This is a genomic window from Burkholderia sp. 9120 (assembly GCF_000745015.1).
GTDB lineage: Bacteria > Pseudomonadota > Gammaproteobacteria > Burkholderiales > Burkholderiaceae > Paraburkholderia.
This window is the reverse complement of the sequence record NZ_JQNA01000002.1, coordinates 1,198,711-1,221,953: the sequence shown is the minus strand read 5'-3', so window position 1 is coordinate 1,221,953 and position 23,243 is coordinate 1,198,711. Positions and strand designations below refer to the sequence as shown.

The 23,243-nt window shown below is 64.1% G+C and carries 21 protein-coding genes; 10 read left to right on the top strand and 11 right to left on the bottom strand.

All coding sequences use genetic code 11. The features are described 5' to 3' along the window. Positions 1-186: 186 nt before the first annotated feature. From FA94_RS13685 to FA94_RS13670, 4 genes are all read right to left on the bottom strand, one after another. Complete coding sequence (locus tag FA94_RS13685) at positions 187-921, bottom strand: fimbrial biogenesis chaperone (RefSeq protein ID WP_035562073.1); 735 nt, start codon at positions 919-921, stop codon at positions 187-189. Between the two features lie 17 nt (positions 922-938). Next, positions 939-1,424, bottom strand: coding sequence for a Csu type fimbrial protein (locus FA94_RS13680; RefSeq protein WP_231585119.1), 486 nt, complete (start codon positions 1,422-1,424; stop codon positions 939-941). A 608-nt stretch (positions 1,425-2,032) separates the two neighbouring features. Then, positions 2,033-2,500 (bottom strand): VOC family protein, encoded by a 468-nt coding sequence (locus FA94_RS13675; protein WP_035551921.1) that lies wholly within the window; start codon positions 2,498-2,500, stop codon positions 2,033-2,035. A 142-nt stretch (positions 2,501-2,642) separates the two neighbouring features. Beyond that, positions 2,643-4,388, bottom strand: a complete 1,746-nt coding sequence (locus FA94_RS13670) for an SH3 domain-containing C40 family peptidase (RefSeq protein ID WP_081935915.1) — start codon at positions 4,386-4,388, stop codon at positions 2,643-2,645. Positions 4,389-4,695: 307 nt separating this feature from the next. On the opposite strand from FA94_RS13670, the gene FA94_RS13665 reads away from it, so the two are divergent. The 5 genes from FA94_RS13665 (at position 4,696) to FA94_RS13645 (ending at position 8,397) form a co-directional block, all read left to right on the top strand. After that, the gene (locus tag FA94_RS13665) at positions 4,696-5,121 is read left to right on the top strand and encodes a TOBE domain-containing protein (protein WP_035551919.1); all 426 of its coding nucleotides are present in this window, start codon (positions 4,696-4,698) and stop codon (positions 5,119-5,121) included. A gap of 143 nt (positions 5,122-5,264) precedes the next feature. Then, complete coding sequence (gene msrC / locus FA94_RS13660; RefSeq protein ID WP_035551916.1) at positions 5,265-5,765, top strand: free L-methionine (R)-S-oxide reductase MsrC; 501 nt, start codon at positions 5,265-5,267, stop codon at positions 5,763-5,765. Positions 5,766-5,926: 161 nt separating this feature from the next. Then, positions 5,927-7,021 carry a Rieske 2Fe-2S domain-containing protein gene (locus FA94_RS13655; protein WP_081935913.1) on the top strand — a complete coding sequence of 365 codons (1,095 nt, stop codon included), beginning with the start codon at positions 5,927-5,929 and terminating at the stop codon, positions 7,019-7,021. 27 nt (positions 7,022-7,048) lie between these two features. Beyond that, on the top strand, positions 7,049-7,216 hold the full coding sequence (locus FA94_RS13650; protein ID WP_035551914.1) for a rubredoxin: 168 nt from the start codon (positions 7,049-7,051) through the stop codon (positions 7,214-7,216). Beyond that, positions 7,213-8,397: an NAD(P)/FAD-dependent oxidoreductase gene (locus FA94_RS13645; RefSeq protein ID WP_197070204.1), complete on the top strand. Its 1,185-nt coding sequence runs from the start codon at positions 7,213-7,215 to the stop codon at positions 8,395-8,397. Before FA94_RS13650 ends, FA94_RS13645 begins: the two co-directional genes overlap by 4 nt. Positions 8,398-8,728: 331 nt before the next feature. On the opposite strand, the gene FA94_RS13640 is transcribed toward FA94_RS13645, so the two are convergent. Continuing rightward, the gene (locus FA94_RS13640; RefSeq protein WP_035551911.1) at positions 8,729-9,649 is read right to left on the bottom strand and encodes a LysR family transcriptional regulator; all 921 of its coding nucleotides are present in this window, start codon (positions 9,647-9,649) and stop codon (positions 8,729-8,731) included. Between the two features lie 590 nt (positions 9,650-10,239). Between FA94_RS13640 and FA94_RS13635 the strand changes: the two genes are divergently transcribed. After that, a complete protein-coding gene (locus tag FA94_RS13635) occupies positions 10,240-11,952 on the top strand; it encodes a putative bifunctional diguanylate cyclase/phosphodiesterase (RefSeq protein WP_035551907.1) in 1,713 nt (570 codons plus the stop codon). A 47-nt stretch (positions 11,953-11,999) separates the two neighbouring features. On the opposite strand, the gene FA94_RS13630 is transcribed toward FA94_RS13635, so the two are convergent. Further along, positions 12,000-12,215, bottom strand: a complete 216-nt coding sequence (locus tag FA94_RS13630; protein ID WP_035551906.1) for a hypervirulence associated TUDOR domain-containing protein — start codon at positions 12,213-12,215, stop codon at positions 12,000-12,002. Between the two features lie 129 nt (positions 12,216-12,344). Here FA94_RS13630 and FA94_RS13625 point away from each other — a divergent pair, with 129 nt between their 5' ends. From FA94_RS13625 to FA94_RS13615, 3 genes are all read left to right on the top strand, one after another. Further along, on the top strand, positions 12,345-13,154 hold the full coding sequence (locus FA94_RS13625; protein ID WP_035551904.1) for a mechanosensitive ion channel family protein: 810 nt from the start codon (positions 12,345-12,347) through the stop codon (positions 13,152-13,154). A gap of 185 nt (positions 13,155-13,339) precedes the next feature. Then, positions 13,340-14,008: a biliverdin-producing heme oxygenase gene (locus FA94_RS13620; protein ID WP_081935911.1), complete on the top strand. Its 669-nt coding sequence runs from the start codon at positions 13,340-13,342 to the stop codon at positions 14,006-14,008. 20 nt (positions 14,009-14,028) lie between these two features. Beyond that, a complete protein-coding gene (locus FA94_RS13615; RefSeq protein ID WP_035551903.1) occupies positions 14,029-15,693 on the top strand; it encodes a sensor histidine kinase in 1,665 nt (554 codons plus the stop codon). Positions 15,694-15,774: 81 nt separating this feature from the next. Here FA94_RS13615 and FA94_RS13610 read toward each other — a convergent pair whose 3' ends face one another. The 4 genes from FA94_RS13610 to FA94_RS13595 all read right to left on the bottom strand — a co-directional run bounded on the left by FA94_RS13610 (position 15,775) and on the right by FA94_RS13595 (position 20,481). Continuing rightward, the gene (locus FA94_RS13610; RefSeq protein ID WP_035562057.1) at positions 15,775-16,212 is read right to left on the bottom strand and encodes a response regulator; all 438 of its coding nucleotides are present in this window, start codon (positions 16,210-16,212) and stop codon (positions 15,775-15,777) included. A gap of 10 nt (positions 16,213-16,222) precedes the next feature. After that, entirely contained in the window at positions 16,223-18,622 is a 2,400-nt protein-coding gene (locus tag FA94_RS13605; RefSeq protein ID WP_035551901.1) for an ATP-binding protein, read from the bottom strand. Positions 18,623-18,755: 133 nt separating this feature from the next. Next, positions 18,756-19,958, bottom strand: coding sequence for an extracellular catalytic domain type 1 short-chain-length polyhydroxyalkanoate depolymerase (locus FA94_RS13600; protein WP_035551899.1), 1,203 nt, complete (start codon positions 19,956-19,958; stop codon positions 18,756-18,758). Between the two features lie 97 nt (positions 19,959-20,055). Then, positions 20,056-20,481, bottom strand: coding sequence for a ribbon-helix-helix domain-containing protein (locus FA94_RS13595; protein WP_035551896.1), 426 nt, complete (start codon positions 20,479-20,481; stop codon positions 20,056-20,058). Between the two features lie 230 nt (positions 20,482-20,711). Between FA94_RS13595 and FA94_RS13590 the strand changes: the two genes are divergently transcribed. Continuing rightward, complete coding sequence (locus tag FA94_RS13590; RefSeq protein ID WP_035551892.1) at positions 20,712-21,737, top strand: SGNH/GDSL hydrolase family protein; 1,026 nt, start codon at positions 20,712-20,714, stop codon at positions 21,735-21,737. Positions 21,738-21,770: 33 nt separating this feature from the next. On the opposite strand, the gene rng is transcribed toward FA94_RS13590, so the two are convergent. Next, positions 21,771-23,240 carry a ribonuclease G gene (gene rng / locus FA94_RS13585; protein WP_035551889.1) on the bottom strand — a complete coding sequence of 490 codons (1,470 nt, stop codon included), beginning with the start codon at positions 23,238-23,240 and terminating at the stop codon, positions 21,771-21,773. Positions 23,241-23,243: the final 3 nt, after the last annotated feature.

Genomic DNA, 23,243 nt, shown 5'->3' with positions numbered 1-23,243 from the left:
GACCGCGAGCGCGACGGCATGCGGCTTCCATCCATGACGTATTCGCCGTCGTGTCATTCTCATCGGTTGCGTGGCGGTCCATCGTGTCGGTTCCCTCCGGCCGGCGCTCGCTCGCGGCCGGACTCGTGTGCGCCGGGTCGCGCGGGGTCGCGCCGTGGCCGCGTGCAGCAGCGTGCAGCCGCGTGCCTAGTCGAGCTTCACGGCGGCTTCGGCCGGCAGCGAGTTGACCGAGGCGCGCACCTTCAGCGGGCCGTTCTGCGCGACGTTGTCAGGCAGCGCGACCGGCCAGTGCCGTTCGCGTCCGGCCAGCGCGTAGCCGAGCAGTCCTTTGTTGATCGGGTAGGCATTGCCGGCGTTGTCGATCAGTTGTACGGCGGCGATCTGCGCGCGTTTTCGGCCGCTGTTGTCGACCCGCAGCATCCAGCTTTGCGTGCCGCGCGACAGATGCCACGACAGTTTCGGCTGACCGATGTCGACGGCCGGTTCGACGAACACCGGCACCGAATAACGCAGGCGGATCGTCACGCCGCTGGTGGGCGCGGCGTCGGGCTCGGGCAACTCGTCGATCAGCACGCGATAGCCCTGCTCAGCCGCCGACGGCGCCGGATTCGTGCGCACCAGCCGCACCAGTTGATCGGCGTGGCCGGCAATCTGGATCAGCGGCGGACTGGCGACGAGATCCTGCGTGGGCGTCAGCGTGTCCTCGCCGTTAGCCTGATCCCAGCGGAACACCCGCACCTGACCGAACAGCGGTTTCTCGCCGGGGTTCTTCAGCGTGATGCCGGTCGCGTTGGCGTCTGCCGACAGGTCCACCATGACCGGCGAAATCTGCAGCGTCGCGGCTTGCGCGAACGGCGCGACCGCCGCGCTCAGGCACCACGCGAACGCGCTTGCCGCGAGGAGCCGGCGAGTCGCGCCCAGGCGCCAGGCGCCGCGCGTCAAAAGTAGACCGTGGCGGTAATGGTGGTCTGATACGTGTCAGGTTTCGGGGTGGTCTGCGCTGGCACCTGGCCGTAGACGGTGATGGATTGCGACGAGCCGGAACCGGTGCCGCTGACCGTGTTGGTGCCTTGCGTGTTGCCCCACAGCGTGGTGTGGCCGGCGTCCTGATACAACTGGAAGCCGACGGTGGTGCTGGTGTTGCCGGTGGCGGTGCCGGCCATCAGACGGCTCGTCACGGTCGAACCGGTCACGGTGCCGCCGTCGAGCCCGACGTTGTACGGCGTGGTGTTGGTGCAGGTGACCGCGACCGTGGTCTGCTGGTTGATCGCGGTGGCGAGCACGCCGTTGCTGCCGAAGTTCAGCGGGGTCGCGCTGATCGAGCAGTTGGCGGCGAGCGTGAGTGTGACGGTGAAGGTACTGGTCGCGGTGCCGTTCGAATAGACGGCGGCGCGCGCAAGCTGAAGAGGCAAGCCGAACATCATTGCGACGATCAGGCTGGATGACAGCAGTTTTCGTTTCATCATGAAACCTCTCAGGCCGACAGGACACCGGTTTTATCGCGCGGTCAATTTCAATTCAAGCCGCCGGATAGACGGCGAGTGGTTGAAATTTCCCCGCTGAGTGTTTGCTTTATGAAAAACGTTATTGCAATTGTTGAAAATGAGTCTACACCAGACTTTCTTTGCCATACAAATGCTTAGATGAGAATTTGCGGTTCAGGCAATGGGTCAAGGGTGCGTCAACGGCAATGGTAGACGGGGCGGGCGTGTTGCAGGAAATTGTTTCTGCCTGGCGAGGCTGGGGAAAAACCCTAAGCGTGGTATTTTTTTCTAACTTCAATTGCGTCCGGCAATTCGGTGTTGTTAGCGATGATTCGAAGTTATGCGAATCGGGTAATTAATAATGCGACTTGAATCGAATTGGGCGAGATTAAAACGGGCATTTAATTTGCCGTCAATACGCGATTAGCACTCGGGCCAAATGATTGCCACTGCGAGTGCTGCGATCAACCGGTCGATACGGGTTCTTCCGGCAAAGAAAAGGCCGACCCGAGGGTCGGCCTGGCGCCGCTCTCTGTTGGACCCGCGGGTTACTTCATGCAATCGGCCATGTTCTGCTGGATCTGTTCCGGGCTCAGATCCTGGGTGTGAGTGGCGAGCGACCAGCCGTGGCCGAACGGGTCCTTCAACTGACCGTAGCGGTCGCCCCAGAACATGTCGGTGACCGACATGATCACGGTCGCGCCGGCCTCGACAGCCTGGTTGAAACTGGCGTCGACGTCCTGCACGTAGTGATGAATCATGACCGGCGTGCCTTTCAGCGCGAGTGGGCCGAGCGTGTTGTGCTCGGGCCATTCGTCGGTGAGCATCAGCATGGAGTCGCCGATCTTCAGGCAGGCATGCATCACTTTGCCGCCGGGGCCGGGCAGACGAAACTGTTCGACGGCGTTGAAGGCTTTCACGTAGAACGCGATGGCGTCCGCGGCGTTGGCGCAGATCAGATACGGGGTAAGCGAGTGCATCCCATCCGGGATCGGTTTGACAGCAGTGCTGGACATGACGGCGACTCCTTGGTTGAACGGCTTCGTGAGTGGAAGGCCGGCTCGCTGAGCGAGGCCTTCAACCGTACGACGAGTGCACTGCCGTCGAATCGACACGCCGGGAAAAATATTCTCAGCACGGGCGTGCCGGCTGACTGCGTCAGCCGGCCGGGTTGTCTTCGTCCGGCGGCGTGGCCGGCGTGCCGGAGGCGCCCGGTGTCGCTGCTGCGCCGTCCGGTGCGCCGAGAATGCTGACCTGGAAGGTCGGCGTCGCCGCCAGCGACTGCAGCGTCGCGTCTTCCGGAATATGTTCGAGCAGCGGCAAAATCACCGAGCCGCCGATCACCGCGCGCCGGCTGTCGTCGGCGGGGCGCAGGCCCCACACGTCCTGGTAGACCACCGGCACCGCGACGCCGTTGCGGGTCGTGTTGCCGATGTACAGCATCACATGGCCGCCGATGTAGATCAGCGTGCGCAACGGCACGCCGTGCTGCGCGAGATAGTCGAGCCGCTGCGCGGGTGTGGACGCCGACAGATCGACCATGCGCCCGGCGTTCATCTGTGTGGACGAATGACGCGGTAGCCACACGCCGAAGGTCGCGAAGATGCTTTGCAGTTCCGATGAACAATCGTTGTAGAGCCCGCTATTGCCCCAGCCGTACGGCCGCCCGATCAGCGTCTTCATCAGCATGGCCAGATGACGCGGCGTGGCGGCAAGCGGCGTCGCTGCGATCTGCGTGTCGGTCAGCGTGGCGGTGCGGATCAGCGCCTGACCGTCGGCATCGCGGGCAGGGACGAGGAGTTGGTGGGACGCAGCGGCGCTGGTCGGTGCGGAGGTGTCCGGCTCGTTTGCGATTGCGCTGGTTTCCGCAGCGCGGTCTGCGGCATGGGCGGCACTTGCCGCATGTGCTGCCGCGCCTGATTTCGCTGGCACCGTGTTAGCTACAGCCCGCTTCGCGGTACTTGCCGATGCCGCCGCCCGAGGCAGCAGCGGCAGCAGCGTGCCCGCCGGCGCGTCGAAGCGGAACACGCCACGGTCGTCGCGCACCGGCGCCGACGCGACGATCACCGCGCCCAGCGATTTCGCCGTGGCGGCGCGCCACCTGTCGACGAAGCGGTCGTCGGTCATGCCGACGCCGTCGCTGCGCACCCAGCCCTGCACGTCGGGCGTCTGCACGTAGCGCCACGCGCCGTCCACCGTGCTGCCCAGCACATAAAGCGGCGTGCCCGGCCGCACCGCCGAGATCTGCAGGTTGTCGAACGGATAACCTTCGCCGGCCAGACGATGATCGTAGAACGAGGGGTCGATGGTCGGCAGTTCGCGCACCATCAGATTGGTCGTGGCGATCGCGCGCTGTTCGGGGCGATACGCGGCGTTCTGCGTGAACTGCGCGACGTTTTCGTTTTGCGCGATCGCGTCGATCCACGCCTTGTCGTGCGGACGGAAGTTCTCGCCATAGCCGAGCGCCGCGCCGCTCTTGCCGGTGTTGTCGAACTTGTCGAGCCTGCGCTGTTGCAACGCGGCAATGTCCGCGCCTTGCTGGCGATACACCCGCATCGCGACGAACGCCGAATTCCACGGCGACGGCGCGTCGCTGCCAGTGCCGAAGTAGCGCGCGTAGAGCGACTTGACTTGCGCCTGCTGGTCCGCGGCACTCAGGAACGGCTTGTCGTAGTCGGGGCTGTCCGGTTCGAGCCAGTGATCGACGTTCTGATCGTAGTTGGCGATCGGAAACAGCGTGACGGTGTCGAGCGGCACACGGGCGTCGTGGGACTGCGATGGATTGCTGCAGGCGCCGAGCGTAACGAGTGCGGTCAGTGAGCAGCACAGCGCGGCGGCGCGGCAGGCGTTCGACCAGTGGTTCGACCCAATGAGGGCACGGCGGGGCAGGACGGCGACAGGCATGAGCTTCGACGGGGAAAAGGGCCAAGGGCACGATGATACGGTGTCGGCGAAGCGATCGACGTGAACGATATGTCGTGTCCCCGCTGCGTTGTGAAAAACCCTACATAATGCTTTCGTGTTTTCATGGCGTTTCAGGCCGTGAAATACGGCTGCGCCAACCCGTGCTTTACGTCTGTATCGACGTCTATATGACGTCTCTGTCGACGCAAAGCGCGGGCGCGGCCGGCGAGTGTTTCGCACCATTCGCCGCCACCTTCACATCGGGCCTCGACGCTCACGTACGCGGCCCTACCACCAGGAGAACGACATGCTAACCAGCGCACGCAATCAATTCACCGGCGACGTCACCGAAGTCAAACACGGCGCCGTCAACGACGAAGTCACGCTGCGGACCCAGGACGGTCTCGAGATCGTCGCGATCATCACGCACGGCAGCGCGACCAAACTCGGTCTCGCGGCCGGCAAAAAAGCGTTCGCGCTGGTCAAGGCGTCGTCGGTGATCGTGATGGTCGACGTCGCGAAGAACCAGGTGTCGGCGCGCAACTGCATCGCCGGGACGGTGTCGGCGGTGACGAAGGGCGCGGTGAATTCGGAAGTGACGATCAGCGCCGGCGGCGCACAGATCGCGGCGATCATCACCAACGACAGCGTCGATCGTCTGGCGCTCGCGAACGGTAAAGCGGCCACGGCGATCTTCAAGGCGTCGAGCGTGATCATCGGCGTCGATCAGTAAGCGCTGCGTGTCGGCCGGTTTCGCGACTGGCCGACATTGACGAGGGCGTTGCCCACCGCACCAGTCCCGTGAACGAAACAGCCGCTTGCATTAAACTGCACAGCCTTGCTGTTCCTCTTTCCGCTTTCGTCACGGACACCGTCATGTTCGAAGTTTCTTCCGCCTCCTCTCTGCCCAAAGCCGCGCACTACGAAGAACTCGTCGCGCAGGCGCGTTCGCTGCTCGCCGGCGAAACCGACTGGATCGCCAACGCCGCGAATTTTTCCGCCTTCGTGTTCCATTCGCTGAGCGACCTGAACTGGGCCGGTTTCTACTTCCACGACGGTCAGGAACTCGTCGTCGGTCCGTTCCAGGGCAAGCCCGCGTGCGTGCGCATTCCGCTCGGCAAGGGCGTGTGCGGCACGGCCGCGCAAACCCGTCAAACGCAAGTAGTGCGCGACGTGCATGAATTCCCCGGTCACATTGCCTGCGACTCCGCGTCGAATTCGGAAGTCGTCGTGCCGCTGGTCGCGCCGGACGGCACGCTTATCGGCGTATGGGACGTGGACAGCCCGCTGGTCGCGCGCTTCGACGAAGAAGACGCGAAGGGCATGGAAGCGCTCTGCGCGGTGTTTATCGAAGCGGCGATGCCGCGCGCCGCGTAACGTTTTCCACGTAGCGCGCGGGGACACCCTATGCGCTTTCGTACATAGACTAGATGCCCTTCAGGGGATGGGTCGGCGGACCTCATCCCGCTATCGTTCTCTCCACGCGCTCAGGACTTCACATGGGCGCGACGAACCCCCACCAGGTTTTGGAGACACGCATGAGTTCCGCCACCGCTACCCCTAGCGCTTCCTCGACGGCTGCTGCTACGACCACCCAGCCGCTGACGTTTCAGCGCTCCCCCGCGTTACCCCGCAATTGCACGTTCGACGCCCACGATTGGGAGATTCTCAGCCGCTACTGGCATCCGGTCGCGTTCGCCGCGGACGTCACCGACAAACCCGTCAGCGTGACGCTGCTCGATGAGCCGCTGGTCGTGTTCCGCTCGAACGGCCAACTGGTGAGCGCACGCGACATCTGTCCGCATCGCGGCGCGCCGCTGAGTCAGGGCTGGGTCGATAACGGCAACATCGTGTGCCCGTATCACGGCCTGGCGTACGGCAGCGACGGCAAGTGCAACCACATTCCGTCGCAAACGGACGGCCCGATCCCCGACCGCCTGCGTCTGGTCACCTACGCGACGCAGGAGGCCTATGGACTCGTGTGGGTGTCGCTCGGCGGCGGCACGGAAGCGTTGCCTTCGTTTCCGTACTGGAACGATCCGGATTTCCAGCAGATTCTGCCGCCTTCGATCGACATCAACGCGTCGGCGGGACGTCAGACGGAAGGCTTTATCGACGTCGCGCATTTCGCGTGGATTCACCACGACAGTTTCGCCGACCGGCACAACCCGGTGGTGCCGCAGTACTCCGTCGAACGACGCGAACGCGGCATGAAGGCGGAGTATGTGAGCAACGTCAGCAACTTCCCGAAGTCGATGCAGCATCGCGCGCCCGACGATTATCTGTGGCACCGCATTTTCGAAGTGGACGTGCCGTTCTTCGCGCGCCTCACTGTGCAGTTTCCCGAGAGCGGCCGTCTGTCGATCCTGAATGCCGCGAGCCCGGTGTCGGCGCGCAAGACGCGTCTGTTCGTGCCGATCGTGCGTAACTTCGACAAGGATCTGCCGCTTGAGGACGTCTACGCGTTCAACCGTCAGGTGTTCGAGGAAGACCGCGCGATCGTCGAGCAACAGCGTCCGGAAGACTTGCCGATCGACCGCGCGGCCGAGGCGCCGATTCTGGCGGACCGCTCGTCGGGCGCTTACCGGCGCGCGTTGGCCGAGATCGGTCTCGGCCAGGCTTATGTGCGCTAACGCGCGCGGCGATTCGGGAGAGAAGTCATGAAAGTATGGGAATGCGTGATCTGCGGATTTCGCTATGACGAAGCGCTGGGCCTGCCCGAAGCGGGCATCGCGGCGGGCACGCGCTGGGAAGACGTGCCGGACGACTGGCTGTGTCCGGACTGCGCGACCGGCAAACACGATTTCGAAATGCAGGTGGTCGCATGACGGCCGCGCAGCAGGAGAACGGCGTGGCGCCGGTGGTGATCGTCGGCACCGGCATGGCGGGTTATACGGTGGCGCGCGAACTGCGCAAGCTCGACAGCGCCGTGCCGATCGTGATGATCAGCCGCGACGCGGGCAGCTTCTATTCGAAGCCGATGTTGTCGAACGCATTGGCCATGAAAAAAGAGCCGCAAGCGCTGGCGAGTTTCGACGCGCTGGCGATGGCCTCGCAACTGGGCGCGTGGATTCGCGTGCATCAGAACGTCGAGCGCATCATGCCGGCCGAGCACACGCTGCTGGTGGATAACGCGCTGGTCGGCTATCGCCAGCTCGTGCTGGCCACGGGCGCCGATCCGCGCCGTTTGCTGGTAGGCGGCGACGGCGCGGACGACGTGTTGTCGATCAACGATCTCGACGACTACGCGCGGTTCAGGCTGGCGCTCACGCGCTGCCGTTCGGTGGCGATTCTCGGCGCGGGGTTGATCGGCTGCGAGTTCGCTAACGACCTGGCCGCCGTCGGTTACGCGGTCGATCTGATCGATCCGGCGACCACGCCGTTGGCGCGTCTGTTGCCGCAGCAGGTGGGCGAGATTTTCGCGCGCGCTCTCGAAGGAGGCGGCATCCGCTTTCATCCGGGCCGTAGCGTGAGTCGTATCGATCGGCTGTCGGACGGTTACCGCCTGAGTTTCGCCGACGGCGAACGGATCGACGCCGACCTCGTGGTCTCGGCGATCGGGCTCGCGCCACGCACGGCGTTGGCCGCGGCGGCCGGGCTCGAGATCGAGCAGGGGATTCGTACCGATGCGTGGTGTCGCACGAGCGCGCCGGATATTTACGCGCTCGGTGATTGCGCGGCGATCGACGGCAAATTGCAGCCGTATGTGCTGCCGATCATGCACGCGGCGCGGGCGTTGGCGCGCACGCTGGCCGGCGAGCCGACGCGTGTAGCGTTCCCGGTCATGCCGATCACGGTGAAGACGCCGGCGAGTCCCGCGGTGGTCGTCACGCCGGAAGGCGAGGGCGCGTGGTCGATCGAAACCGGCGGCGACACAGCGGTGCATGCGGCGCGTGCGGTGTGCACGCAGGTGGATGGCGAACGGACCTTGGGCTTCGCGTTGCTCGGCAAATCCGTCGAGGGCAAAGCGGCGCTGATCAAAGCGATGGCGCCGCCGCCGAATCCGTAACGCCTAACGCCTAACATCTAACCCGTAACCCGTAACCCGTAACCCGTAACCCGTAACCCGTAACCCGTAACCCGTAACCCGTAACCCGTAACCCGTAACCCGTAACCCGTAACCCGTACGTAACCCGTAACCCGTAACCCTTAACTCTTAACGCAGCACGCGATAACAATCTTCCTTCTGACCGACCTCACTTCGTGATCGCCTGGTGTTCTCAGGGCCTGTCAACCTGAAAAGCATCCGTTGATCCCGTTCGCGCCGCAAGCTTTGCTTGCGGCGTTTTTTTATCTTGCGCTTGCGTGTGGAGTCGGCGAGAAGCCGCCGGGAAGTTTTATCAGGAAGCCAGATCTTTCGCGACGTTGGCGATCAGCCTGCGCAGCCAGATCGCGGCCACGCTGCGATGCGTGCGGTCGTGCCACAGTTGATAGTAGGTCAGCGCACGCAGTTCGCCGGGCACCGGTTCAATGCGCAGCGGCAGCAGTTTCGTGTAATGCGTGGCCAGCGCGCGCGTGGTGGTGAACAGCAGATTGGAGCGCGCGAGGACGTAAGGCGCCATGCCGAAATACGGCAGCGTCGTCGTGACCGTGCGCGACAAACCGTTGCGCGCGAGTTCGATATCCACCGTGCCCCATGCGGTCGTGTTGTAGGTCGTCACCGCCAGATGCTCGGCTTCTTCATAGACCGCTTTATTGAGCCGTCCCGGTTTGATCGGATGACCATTGCGCAGCAGGCACACCAGTTCGTCCTTGCACAGCGGCTGCAGATGCAGATGCTCGGGTGGCGTGCGCCAGTTGCCGATCACCAGATCGAGAAAGCCGCTTTCCAGGCCGTGTTCGTAACCGCCGTCCACCATCATCAGATGGCGGAATTCGAGCTTGGCGTGCGGCGCTTCGCGATGGAACGCGTCGACCACGGCGGGCACGAAGAACGCGTCGAGATAATCGGGCGAGCCGATTCGAAAGGTCTGGCTGGTGTTGGCCGGATTGAACGACGTGGTGGGATGCAGGATCGCCGCGATATGGCTCAACGCCTGCGCGGCGGGTTCGATCAGGGTCAGCGCGTGCGGCGTCGGCACCATCCGGCTGCCGCTGCGTACCAGCAGCGGATCGCCCGTCATGTCGCGCAGTTTGCGCAGCGCCACGCTGACCGTGGGCTGCGATTGGCCGAGCAAGGTCGCGGTGCGCGACACGCTCGACTCGGTCAGTAGCGTGTGCAGCACCTTGAGCAGGTGCGAGTCGATGACTTCCTTGGACATGCAATGCGGGACTCGGTGACGTGCGGATCCGTGCGGATCGATGCGGCGGAACGGCGCTTTGTATCGGGGAAAGTGCGAGCAAAATATATCCACGGATATAACGGTCGTCAATCCGGCGACACCCTGTGCAACGCGATGAAACACCGATGCGTATTGACTTATGACGCACGGAATATCCTGGCCATAGCCGGTGCGGTATGAGGTGCGCGATTCGCTAATGAACGGCAACTGAACCGCAGCCGACCCGCAGCTGAACGACAGCAGCGCGACAGGCGAACGACAGCCGGCGCGGCGCGCGAATTGGGGATTACACGGAGGGAAACGATTGCCGTGAAGAATCCGCGTCCGGCGCGAGGGGAGCGCGGCGGGAAAGCCGTTATGATACGCACGGTTGGCCGGCGTACATGAGTGGAGGCGGGGAGCAATCCGGGCTAATCCGGGCGCTCATCCGGCAGCGGCTTCTGCGAAAATTCACGCGGGCATGCCGAAGCGATTTCGCGAGGCCGGACCGGTTGCGCCCCGCTTGAAGAAACGCCTGTTCGCTTTTGCCTGTTCGCTGTTACCACCTGGGAAATTCAAAGGCCGGCGCGATGCAACATCACCTCTATGCCGATGCGCACACGCGCGACGCTGCGCTCGCGTCGGCGCCGTACGGCATGTTCATCTGCACCGCGCACGGCACGTTTGAGGCCGTCAATGCCGCTTTCGAAAAGCTGACCGGTTTCGCCGCCGACGAGTTGCTCGGCGCGCGGTCGTTCGAATCCCTGTTCGACCCGGCCGAACTCGCGAAGCGCCGCGCCGAATTGCCGCCACTGGCGGCGATCGGCGCACGCTACGAAGGCGAGTGGACCTTCGTGCGGCACAATGGTACGACGATTCGCGTGGTGCTTGCGCTGGCGCCGCTGGTCACGGACTCGGCACAGACCGGCATGGTGCTGGTCGGCGAGCCGGCCCGCTACGTCGGCATTGCGATCGACATGACGCGCTACGCGCTGTCCGAAGCACGCCTCTGGTACGTCGCGCATCACGACGGCGTGACCCGCCTGCCGAACCAGACGCTTTTCACCGAACGCCTCGACATGATGATCGAGCGCTGTGCGCGCAACGGCAACGGCTTCAGCGTCGTGATCGCCGAACTCGATCATCTGCGCAAACTGCGCGACGCGCTCGGCCTGCATGCGGCCGAACTCGTGTTGCAGATTGTCGGCGAGCGATTGCGCGGGCTCTTTCCCAACGACGGCACGATCGCGTCGATCAGCGGCACGCAGTTCGCGTTGCTGATCAACGAAAGCGGCGCCGCAGCCGAAACGTTCGCCACCGAAGCGCTCGGCCGTATCGCCGAATCGATCGATTGCGGCGGCACCGCGCTGAACATCACGGCGAGCATCGGCATCGTCGCGTATCCGGCCGACGGTGCGGATGCGCCCACGCTGATGCGTCGCGCGGGCGTGGCGCTGTCGGCGGCGTCGGCGGTGCATGGCAATGCGGTGCGACGTTTTTCCACCGCGCTCGAAGGGCAGGCCGCGCGCCGTTTCGAACTGGAGCGGATGCTGCGCGAAGCGCTTGAACGGCAGCAACTGCATCTGGTGTATCAGCCGCAGGTCACGCTGTCGAACGGCCGTATCGCGCAGGTCGAGACGCTGCTGCGCTGGAATCATCCGCAGCGCGGACTGATCAGCCCGGTCGAATTCGTGCCGGTCGCGGAAGAAGCCGGATTGATCGAGCAAATCGGCGAATGGGTGATCCGCACCGCGTGCCGCGACGCCGGCAAGCTGCTGCGCCTGACCGGCAATCTGCCGCGAATCGCCGTCAACGTATCGCCGCAACAGTTCCAGCGCCAGAACCTGTTCGAGACGATACGCAGCGCGCTCGAAGACGCCGCGCTCGATCCGTCGTACCTCGAAGTCGAGATCACCGAAGGCGTGCTGCTGGGCGACACCGAACAAGCCTTGCAGACGCTGCATGCGCTGCGTGAACTGGGCGTGGAAGTGGCGCTCGACGATTTCGGCACCGGCTATTCGAGTCTCGCGTATCTGACGCGTTTTCCGCTGAACCGTCTCAAGATCGATCGCTCGTTCGTGATGCGCATGAACAGCGATCCGCAGTGCGAGGCGCTGGTCGGCGCGATCATCGCGATGGCGCACGCGCTCAAATTGCGCGTAACGGCCGAAGGCGTGGAGACCGCTGAACAGGCCGCGCAACTCGAAGCGCTGGGTTGCGACGAGGCGCAAGGCTTCTGGTTCTCACGGCCGATCACGGTTGCCGCGTTGTGCAATCTGCTGAAGCCGTTGGGCGCTGTCTGAAGCGTCCCGGCTTAATTCATTCATTCGTTCGTTCCTTCATTCCTCCGCTACGCCTTGAATCGCCGCAACGCCTCCCCGCGATGCACGGCATGCTTGCCGCTTTTGTCGCTCTCCACTTCGTAATGCCGGTCGGACGCCGACGCATCGACGGTTCTGCCGTCCACGCTCGTATGGGTAGAAATGACACGCACGATCTTGCCGTGCGTGAGCCCTTGCGGCGTGTTCCAACTGACGCGGTCATGTAATTTCAGAGGTGGGTTCATGCGTGCGCTCCCGGCCGTGGACCGCTAGCCGTCGAGCAAGCCGTGTGCCGCCTCAACCGTTTTGTAAAGGGCGGGAACGTATCCTGCTTGGTTGCATCGGGTGAACCTATCGCAACGGAACGACGACCCATGAACGATCTCCTTGCCCGTCTATTGCATTTCCAGCCGTCGCTGCTCGTCACGATGACGCACGACGCCCTTCATATCGTCCTCGCCGTGCTGATCCTCGTGGTCGGCTGGTGGCTGTCCAATCGCGCCGGCAGCATGTTTGCCCGCGCGCTCGCGCGCACTCATGCGGACCCGACGCTCGCGCCGATGCTGGCCGCCATGAGCACCTGGGCCGTGCGCGTGCTGGTGTTCATCGCGGCGCTCGGCGAAGTCGGTATTGCCACAGCCAGCGTGCTGGCGGTGCTCGGCGCAGCCGGCCTCGCGATCGGCCTCGCGTTGCAAGGCACGCTGCAGAACATCGCGGCCGGCATGATGCTGCTGATGTTGCGGCCGTTTCGCGTCGGCGACGTGATCGAAGGTAGCGGCGCCGCGGCCGGCATCGTGCGCGAAGTGGGGCTGTTCACCACGCGCATCGAACGCGGCGACGGCAATGCGGTGTTCGTGCCGAATAGCCAGATCTGGAGCAATCCGGTGATCAACTACAGCAGCGGCGGCACGCAACGTATCGAGGTTGAAGTGGGCCTGGCCGAGCGTAAGGATGTCGATGCTGCGATCGGCGAATTGAAGAAACTCGTCGCCGACGAACCGCGCGTGTTGAGCGGCTCGACGCTCGCGCCGGTCATCACGGTGGCGGACTATCCCGACAGCGGCGGCGCGACGCTGCGCATCGCCGCGTGGGTACGTTCGCCGGACGCGTCGTTGACCAGCGACGACCTGCATGACCACGCGCAAAGCGCACTCGAACAGGCCGGTTGCCCGGTCGCGGCTTGACGTTCGATGTGGTGGGTTCTCGCGTGATCCACGTGCCGTTTCTCGCGCGGTGTACAGGCTCTACGCGAGCGAGTTGGCGCGACAGTCGACCCGCGATTTTCGCGCTGCCGCCATGCGAAGCACCCCGTGCAAATCGCCTATCGCGCGTGCGCGCACGCGCCCCTATAATCATTCGCTACTCAATCATGTTGAACCGGACTCGTTTGATCGACACACCAGAATCCGTCAACCGCGTGTCGCCGGGTAAAGACGGCGCGCTCGGCGCATTGCGTGCCGCCACCGCGGCGCGTCATGAACTGCTGCACGTGATCATGCCGCTGTCGGTCGAGAGCGTGGCGCTGCGCGATTATCTTGCGCATCTGGCGATACTGCGCGACTGGCTCGAACCGCTCGAAGCCTGGCTCGACAAGTTCGACGACGGGCCGCAAGCGTCCACGTTGCCGGCGCGCATTGACCGTCTTGCGTTGATCGACGCGGATCTCGCGCACACAGCGGCTCGCCGGCAAGATGAACGCACCGGCGTGACGGAACCGACTAGCACGCAGCCATGGCGCGGCGCGCAAAGCGCGGCTTACCGTTGGGGTGTCTGCTACGTGATCGAAGGTTCGCAACTCGGCGGCGCGGTGTTATATGCGCGCCTGAAAGACCGCCTCGCGCCGCATCCGCTCGGTTACCTCGCCGCTGGCCGCGAGACGCTCGGCGCGCGCTGGCAGGCCTTTATCCGCGCGCTGTCGGCCGAGGTCCACTCGCCAGCCACGATCGACGAAGCGTGCCGCGGCGCGGCCGATGCGTTCGACCGTCTGATCGAACTCGCGCAATGCCCCACGTCGGCGGCCTGCGCGAACGTCGATTGAAGCGCGCCCGGAATACGCTTATGGATAGCCGTCACCAGAATTCCTCCCACCCTTCGCATCGGTTCGACGCGGCTACCGCGTTCGAGTCGTTGCCGGACGCTTATCTGATCCTCAATCATCGCTACGAGATCGTGCTGGCCAATGCGCGTTATCTCGAGTTGATGGGACAGTCGTTGAGCGACTTGCTGGGTAAATCGATTTTCGACGTCAACCAGTTCGGTCCGGTGGAACAGCGCGAAGCGCGCCGTGCCTGGTTGGGCAGCGCGCTGCGCGAGTTGTCCGCGGGCGAAGCGAAATGGTCGCCGTTGTTTCGCTATGAGATGCCCGGATCGCGTCATGGCGAGAACGGTAAAGACAGCGGCAGCGATATGCCGCATGACGTGCCGCGTTACTGGAAGATCAAGGCGAGCCTGCTGGGTGCGCATCAAGGGCAGGGCGGTCAGATCGCGCTGCGCGTCAGCGAAGTCACCGAGGGCCTGTCCGACTACGAGCGCGACCAGCGCGAACGCGCGAAGCTGCGCTCGCAGGCGCAATTGCGTCTTCTGCTCGCCGACGAAGCGAAGGCCCAGTTGCGCGAACATCAGGAGCGCTTTCATCTCGCGCTCGCGTTTTCGCAACTCGGTGCATGGGAACTCGACCCCGCGACGGGCGCGATCGAATGCACCGATCAGTGCAAGAGCAACCTCGGTTTAGGTGCGACCTCGGTGCTCACCGAACAGCGCCTGCTCGAGGAGATCGTGCATCCCGAGGACCGCGACCGCGTGCGCGACGCAATGCATCAGGGCTTGGCGAGCCACGAGCATTTCGACGTCGACTATCGGGTCGGCTGGGCGAGCGGAGCGATCCGCTGGATTCTGGTGCGCGGCGTCGGCCGCTTTTTGGCCGACAACACGCTGAGTTCGGTAATCGGCTTCACGCTCGACATCACCGCGCGCAAGGAAGTGGAACTGGAGCAGCGGGAAATCGCCGCGTCGGAGAAACGCGCTCGCGAACACAGCGAACGTCTCGCGATGGCCATGGACCATTTCGTCACCACCGTCAGCCACGAATTGCGCTCACCGCTGTCCGCGATTCTGTCGTGGACCGATCTGCTGCAGCGCGCGGCGGATCCGTCGCATGTCACGCGCGCTACCGACGTCATCAGACGCAACGCGCGCCAGCTCTCTCACATGGTCGACGATCTGCTCGACAGCGGCGCGATCGTGACGGGCAAACTGTCGGTCAATTTGCAGCCGGTCGATCTCGGCGCGCTGGCCGGCATCATCGCCGAAGACATGCGCATGCATGCCGAAACCAAGGGCCTGCAACTGATCGCGGACGACCTCACCTCCGCGATGGTGCTCGCCGACGAAAGCCGCATGAAGCAGGTGGTCTGGAATCTCGTGTCGAACGCGGTGAAGTTCTGCCCGCAGGGGAGTGTCACGCTGTCGGTGCGAGCGGAAGGCGAGCGCGTCGAACTGGCGGTGCGCGATACGGGTCTGGGTCTGGATGGAGAATCGCTGGAGCGGATTTTCGAGCGCTTCCAGCAATTCAGTCCGGAGGGCTCCGGACGTGTGGCGGGTTTAGGCTTGGGATTGTGGCTCGTGAAGAACCTCGTGGATCTGCACGGCGGCACGATTGTGGCCGAGAGTCCCGGCTTGGGGCAGGGCGCAACGTTTCGGGTCAGGTTGCCGGTGTATCGCTGAGCGGCGCGCGCAAACTGCGGCGCGCTCAACGTGTGGCGTTCAGCCGCTCAGCGGCTCAAGCACACAACCACTCAAGCGCGCTCAACGAGCGTAAGGCGGCGGTTCGTTCAGCACCGCCCAGAACATGCCGAGGTCGTTGATCGCGGCCATGAAGTCGTCGAATGCGACCGGTTTCACCACATAGGCATTCACGCCGAGATCGTAGCTGCGCAACAAGTCGCTTTCCTCGCGCGACGACGTCAGCATCACCACCGGAATCCGCTTGAGATTATCGTCGCCGCGCACGGCCTTCAGCACTTCGTGACCGTCGATCTTCGGCAGTTTCTTGTCGAGCAGAATCACCGCCGGATTTTCTTCCGACCGATCCGCCCATTGCCCTTCACGGCGCAAATATTGCAGCGCCTCCGCACCGTCGCGCAACGACACGACCGGATTGGCGAGACGCGTTTTCTCCAGCGCGATCAGCGTGAGTTCGACGTCGTTCGGATTATCTTCTACTAGCAGGATCGGTCGTAGCACGCTGTTTCCTTCATTTCGGTTCATCTTTCGACTCCTTCGGCACCGGGCGGAAGCGCTTGCCCGGCGACAACGCGGTCAGCCGCGCCACCGCCGCCGCCGCGGACTCCTCGCCCTGGCTGGCGTCGGCAATGAACACCCGCGGCAGCGAGAAATACACCGCCGCGCCCTGACCGATTTCGCCGACGGCCCACGTTTTTCCGCCATGCCGTTCGACGATGCGTTTGACACCAGCAAGCCCAATGCCCGTACCGGGAAATTCTTCGACGCGATGCAGCCGTTGAAACACGCCGAAGAGTTTGTCGACGTAGCGCATGTCGAAACCGACACCGTTGTCTTTGACGAAGAAAACGTCTTGACCGGCGAGTTCCGCTTCGCCCGCATGGCGGCCGATTTCGATCACGGCGTGCTCGCGGGTGGACGTGAATTTTACCGCGTTCTCGATCAGATTTCGGAGCACCACGTGCAGTAGCACCGCGTCGGCGGTGACGTGGCCGAGGTCGCCGACACGCCAGGCGATCTCGCGCGGCGCGGCGTCTTTCGCTTCGTCGGCGATCAGCGCGTTGATCATCGGCGTCAGCTCGACCGATTGCGCACGCAGCGCCGCGCGGCCCATCTGCGAGAAGGCGAGCAGATCGTCGACCAGTTTGCCGCCGAAGCGCGCCGACGAGATGATCCGCTCGACGAAATGCCGGCCGCGTTCGGACAGGCGCTCGCTTTCCATATCGCGCAGCAGATCGGCGAAGCCGACGATGTGCCGCAGCGGTGCGCGCAGATCGTGCGACACCGTGTACGAAAACCCTTCGAGCTCCTTGTTGGCGCGCCCGAGTTCGAGCGCCAGTTGCGCGAGTTCCTCCGCGCGGCGCAGCACGATACCGAGCAGCGCGGTGCGGAATTCGAGCGCGATTTCGAGTTCGGCGGGGCGCCACGCGAGCGAATGGCCCCGCACGGTGTCGGTCCAGACGTCGAAGCTTTTGCGCGGCGATAGCGAATCGGCGAGGCCGGCCAGTTTTGCGCGCGGGTCGCCGGCCCACTGGATCGTTTGCACGACTTCCTCGCGAAACCACAGCACGTAGTTGCGAAACAGCTTCGAGATCGACACGGCGAGCAGGCCCGCGTAGTCCGGATGAGCCGGCAGAACCGGGCACGCGGTGGCGAGCGAGTCGGTCGCGAAGGTGTCGTCGACCTGCGTGTCGAGCCATTCGACGAGCCTCGCCACGGCCGCTTCCGGCGGCGTGGCGCCGACCCGCAGAATGCGGCCGTCGAAGACGATCGCCGCGCCGTCCGACGCGGTCAGCCCGAGCAGATCTTTTGGGGCGTTGACGAGCGCGTCGGCGAAGCTATCCGTGTTGGCCATCGCGGCGAGCGAGCGCGCGAGCGTGCGGCGCAGTGCGAGGCGGTATTCGGATTCCGCGTGGGCTTCCTTTGCTTCGATTTGCAGCGACAGCACCTGCGCGATGTGCTCGCACGCGCTGCGCACTTCGAACGGCGGCACCCGCGCGCTGTCGTGATGGCAGGAGATCAGCCCCCACAGTTTGCCGCGCACCACGATCGACATCGACATCGACGACAGCGTGCCCATGTTCTTCATGTACTGCACGTGGACTGGCGAGACGCTGCGCAGCGACGAGAAGGTAAGGTCGGTGGGCCGACCCGTCGACGGATGCAGCGGCGGCACGAGCGGCGCGGCCTGATAGTCGGCGTCGGCGATCAGGCGGATGCGGTTGCGCACATAAAGCGCGCGCGCTTGCGCGGGAATGTCGGAGCCGGGAAAGCGCTGGCCGAGATAGGACGCGTAGCCCGGTTCGAGATGTTCGGCGATCACGTGCCCGCTGCCGGCTTCGTCGAAGTTGTAGACCATCGTGCGGCCGAAGCCGGTGATGCGCTGCACTTCGTCGGCGGCCAACTGCGCGAGGCCGTCGACGCTGTCCACCTCTTGCAGACGGTTGATGAACGTGCGCACCAGCGGGTACATCGACGAGAACACGTCGAGCGTGCCGCGTGCCGGTTCCAGTTCGACGATCGCAATGTCCTGATGACGATGCACGATCACCGCGAACGGCATGCCGGATGTGTCGGCTTCGTGAGAAGGCTGCGTGCCGGCCTGGCGCGCGCGCGGGCCGCTCATGGAGCCGAGGTAAAGCGGAATGCCGTCTTCCTGATGCGTGCCTAGCGCCTCGACGATGCGCGCGGCCCACGCGTCGCCGACGAGTTGCGCGGCCGGTTCGCCCAACGCGCGCTCGGGCGGCATGCCGGTGATGGCGGCGATATTCGCGCTGACCTGCAGCACCGTGCCGTCGGCGGCGAGGCTGAACAGAAAGCCGTGCGGCTGGATGCCGCCGGGAATGTGGATGGGTTCTCTTGCGCAGTTGTCTTCAAGGCTCGAAGACACGGAAGATGTGAGGTCGGCCATGCGTGCTCCACGATCGGTATAGGGCATTTTCGCATAGCGGGCGTGAGGGCGGCGGGGTGGGTTGGGTGTTGTCGTTATCGTCGCCGCTCTTTGCTGCCGCTTGATGTCGCTTGCCGCCGCCTGACGTCACCGCTCACCGTTGCCGTGGATGAGCGAGGAAGAATCGCACCATTTCCGCAGCGGCGTCGGGGCCCGACGGGTCCGTGTACGTGCCGCGCGGACTGCCGCCGGACCACGCATGGCCCGCGCCGTGAATCGACCAGTACTCCGCCTCGACGCCGTTCGCGGCGAGCCGGCGCTGCACGGTATAGCGGCGCTGTGCGTGGGTCGCGCGGGTGGTGTCCGATTGCGCGGCGGCGATCGTGCTTGCGGTGAGATCCGTGGTGCTGGCATCGAACGGCGCGACGAGTGCGATCCCATTCGACGGATGCACGGTCTGATCCGCGTCGCCATGAAACACAATCAGCGGACGTTGCGGCGCGGCGTGAGTACGATGCCGTTGCGCGCCCATGCCGCCCTTCATCGCGGCGAGCGCCGAGGGCAGACCCTTCGCGCTGCCGTAGGCCAGGCCTGAATGCACTCCGGCGGCGGCGTACAGATCGGGCGACGTGGTCAGCATGATGTCCGCCATCGCGCCGCCTGCCGACAGACCCGCGACATACACCCGCGCCGGATCCACGCGATAGCGCGCCATCACCTCGCGCGTAATGCCGGCGATCAACGACGGTTCGCCCTGATCGCGTTGCTGATCCTCAGGTTTGAACCAGTTCCAGCAGGTCGAGTGATTCGCCGCCTGCGATTGATTCGGATAGACGACGAGGAAGCCGTGACGCTCCGCCAGCTCGTTCATGCGCGTGCCGGCGGCGAAGTCGTCGGCGTTCTGCGTGCAGCCGTGCAGCATGACGATCAGCGGCAGCGGGGTGCTGTTATAGACAGCGGGCACGTACAGCTTGTAGCCGCGTTGGCCCGCGTGATTGCTGAACGTGTGCGTGCTGAAGACGCCGGGGGCGTCGGCGTCGATCGTGGTGTCGGCTTGGGTGTGGGGAGGTTGGTGCGCCTGAGTTTGAGCGTAGGCGTTGGTCCACGCCTGCGACCATTCGCCCGCGCTGCGAGGCATGTTGGGGTGCGTGTTTGGGGGCGCGGCGTTGGGTTGTCCAGGCTGCGCGTGTTGTGCGCTGTTGCCGGCGTTGCCGCCACCATCGCCGCTGCCGTGTCCATGGCCTTTGCCGCCCGCGAGCGCTCGTTGAACCGCTGCAGTGGCTTCCTTCGGGCCTTTCGTGCGCAACAGGTCGAAGGCTTCTTTCATCGACTTTAAAAAATCTTCGTTCACTTTCATGATGGTTTGCGTTGGCCTGAGTTGAGGCGTGAGCGACGCTCGGTGAAGTGCGCCACGGGTTACGCCATGCAATCAATCTATCTATCGAAAAGCTCGCCTAGCGGATGCGGCCCGCGAGCGCCGCCTTGACCGCGGGCGACGCGTGAAACGCCCCCAGCACCTCCACCGATGCGATCGTGGCCGTCGCCAGTTCCGGCGGCACATCGGCGGCGATGCTGGCAAGGCCGAGCACGTGAATGTCGAGTTGCTCATGGGCGGCCTGCGCGGCTTCGAGATCGCCCCGCGAGAAGTGCTGCAGGCCGAGCACCATTGCGCGGCGCGTTACGGTTTCCGTGACGACCTGCGCATGCACCGCGAGCTGGTTACGGATCGCCGTGCGAATCAGATCGGTGCGGTTCGAATAAAAGCCTTCTTCGACCAGCAGATCGATCTGCCCGAGGTCGACCGGGCCGAGATTGATGGTGATCTTTTCAGTCTCGCCGCCTTTCGGGCGCGAGGTATCGACGAGGTTGAGTTTAGGCATTCATACTCCGTTTGGCATCTGAATGGCATCCCAATGCCATCCAATGGGATGGTTATACGCCTGTCGGCTGACCGGGGTCAATGAGAAAAAACAGGGCGCACTAAGTCCGCTGACGCCGGCGCATGCTTCTTGCTCAGAGATGCGAATCCTCGTCAGCGCAATGTGTGGCAACCGATACGCCGCGCCATGCGCAAGCCCGCCTCAGCCCGACCGATCAGCAGGGAGCCGTCATGAAAGGACTTCAGCAAACGCTATGCGCTGCAATTTTTACCAGTGCGATTTGCTTTCTGACCGGATGCGGGGGCGGGAGCGGCGGCGGCAGTTCGAGCGGCAGCACCACCACGCCGCCGGCGGGTGGCGTCACGTTGCAGGTGGTGTCGTTTGGCGACAGTCTTTCGGATGTCGGGACGTATGCGCCGATCGCGAGTGCGGTGGGCGGCGGACGCTTCACGACCAATCCCGGACAGGTGTGGACTCAGGACGTCGCGCAGTACTACGGCAACACGCTCACCGCGGCATTCACGATCAACCTCACGCATGAACTGAGTCCGCAGAGTGGCTTGGGGTACGCGGAAGGCGGTTCGACGGTGGCGACGCCGGCCGACCAGTACGACTTCCTGACCGCGGTGATCGGCAACGTCGAGATGCCGGTCAATCAGCAGGTGGGGAGCTATCTGAGCGCTCACACGAGCTTCAATGCGAACCAGTTGGTGCTCGTGTGGGCCGGCGCGAACGACGTGCTGCGTGCGGGCACGTTGCCGACCGCCGCGCCGGTCGTGCAGACGGCCGCTGCGGCGCTCGCGCAGGTCGTTGGGCAGATCGTGGGGAACGGCGCGACGCACGTGGTGGTGGTCAACCTGCCGAATATCGGACTGTCGCCCAAAGGGCTCGCCCAGCCTGACGGCGGGGCCAACCTGACCCAGTTGTCGCAACTCTTCAACAGCGACCTCACCACGGCGTTGCAAGCCAATGGGCTGCAAGGCAAGGTGATCCTGGTCGACGCCTATACCTGGCTGAACGGGATCATCGCGAACTTTCAGAGCTACGGCTTTACGGTGTCGAACACCGCGATGGCTTGCGACCCGTCGAAAACGCCGGATGACACGTCGTTGCTGTGCTCGCCAGCCACGTACTCGGCGGCCAATGCCGACCAGACGTATATGTTCGCCGACGACCTGCATCCGACGACGCATGTGCATGCGTTATTTGCGCAGTACGTGGAGCAGCAGGTCGCGGCGAGCGGGTTGGGGCATTAACGAGCGGGGGCGGTGGGCGGCGAGCCGCGCCGCCTACATCAGCACAATGTCGTACTGCTCCTGACTCAGATTCGACTCCACCTGCAACGACACCGGCTTGCCGATGAAATCGATCAGCATGGCCAGATGCTGCGACTCTTCCTCGAGGAACAGATCGATCACCTGCTGCGATGCCACTACGCGAAACTCGCGCGGGTTGAACTGCCGCGACTCGCGCAGAATCTCGCGCAGCACGTCGTAGCACACCGTACGCGGCGTCTTGACCTGCCCCTTGCCCTGGCAAACCGGACACGGTTCGCACAGCACATGCGCCAACGATTCGCGCGTGCGCTTGCGCGTCATTTCCACCAGCCCAAGCTGCGAGAAACCATTCACGGTGACGCGCGTGCGATCGCGCGATAACGCCTTCTTCAACTCGCCCAGCACCTGATCGCGATGCTCGACGTTCTCCATGTCGATGAAGTCGATGATGATCACGCCGCCGAGATTGCGCAGCCGCAACTGCCGCGCGATGGTATGCGCGGCTTCGAGATTGGTCTTGAAGATCGTATCGTCGAAGTTGCGCGCGCCGACATAGCCGCCGGTGTTCACGTCGATCGTGGTCATGGCTTCGGTCTGGTCGATCACCAGATAGCCGCCCGACTTCAGATCCACGCGGCGCGACAATGCGCGCTGAATTTCCGCCTCGATGTTGTACAGATCGAAGAGCGGCCGCTCGCCGGTGTAGTGATGCAGTTTCGACGACACCGCCGGCGTGAACTCCGCGGCGAAGTCGGCGAGCATCTGATACGTCTCGCGCGAGTCGACCTGAATGCGCGAGCTGTCGTCGTTGACGAAATCGCGCAGCACGCGCTGCGCGAGATTCAGATCCTGATAGAGCAGGCTGGTCGGCGGCATGCGCTGACCTTGCGAGATGATGGTTGCCCAGGTCTTGCGCAGATAGGAGACGTCGCCGGCGAGTTCTTCACTGGTCGCATCTTCGGCGATGGTGCGGACGATGTAGCCGCCTTTTTCGTCGGCGGGCAGCACAGCGGTTAAGCGCGCGCGCACCGCTTCACGTTCGGCCTCGCTCTCGATCTTCTGCGAGATGCCGATATGCGGCTCCTGCGGCAGATACACGAGCGTGCGCCCGGCAATACTCACTTGCGTGGAGAGCCGCGCGCCCTTGGTGCCGATCGGATCCTTCACGACCTGCACCATCAGCGTCTGACCTTCGAAGACGATCTTTTCGATCGGCTGATGCGGCGCCTGATGTTGCGGCTCGCCGGCAATGCGCGGATGCCAGATATCGGCGACGTGCAGAAACGCGGCGCGTTCGAGACCGATGTCGATGAAGGCGGATTGCATGCCCGGCAACACACGGACGACCTTGCCGAGATAGACGTTGCCGACGCGGCCGCGCGACAGCGTTCGTTCGACGTGAAGTTCCTGGACGGCGCCTTGCTGGACTAGCGCGACGCGCGTTTCCTGCGGCGTGACATTGATCAGGATTTCTTCATTCATGGT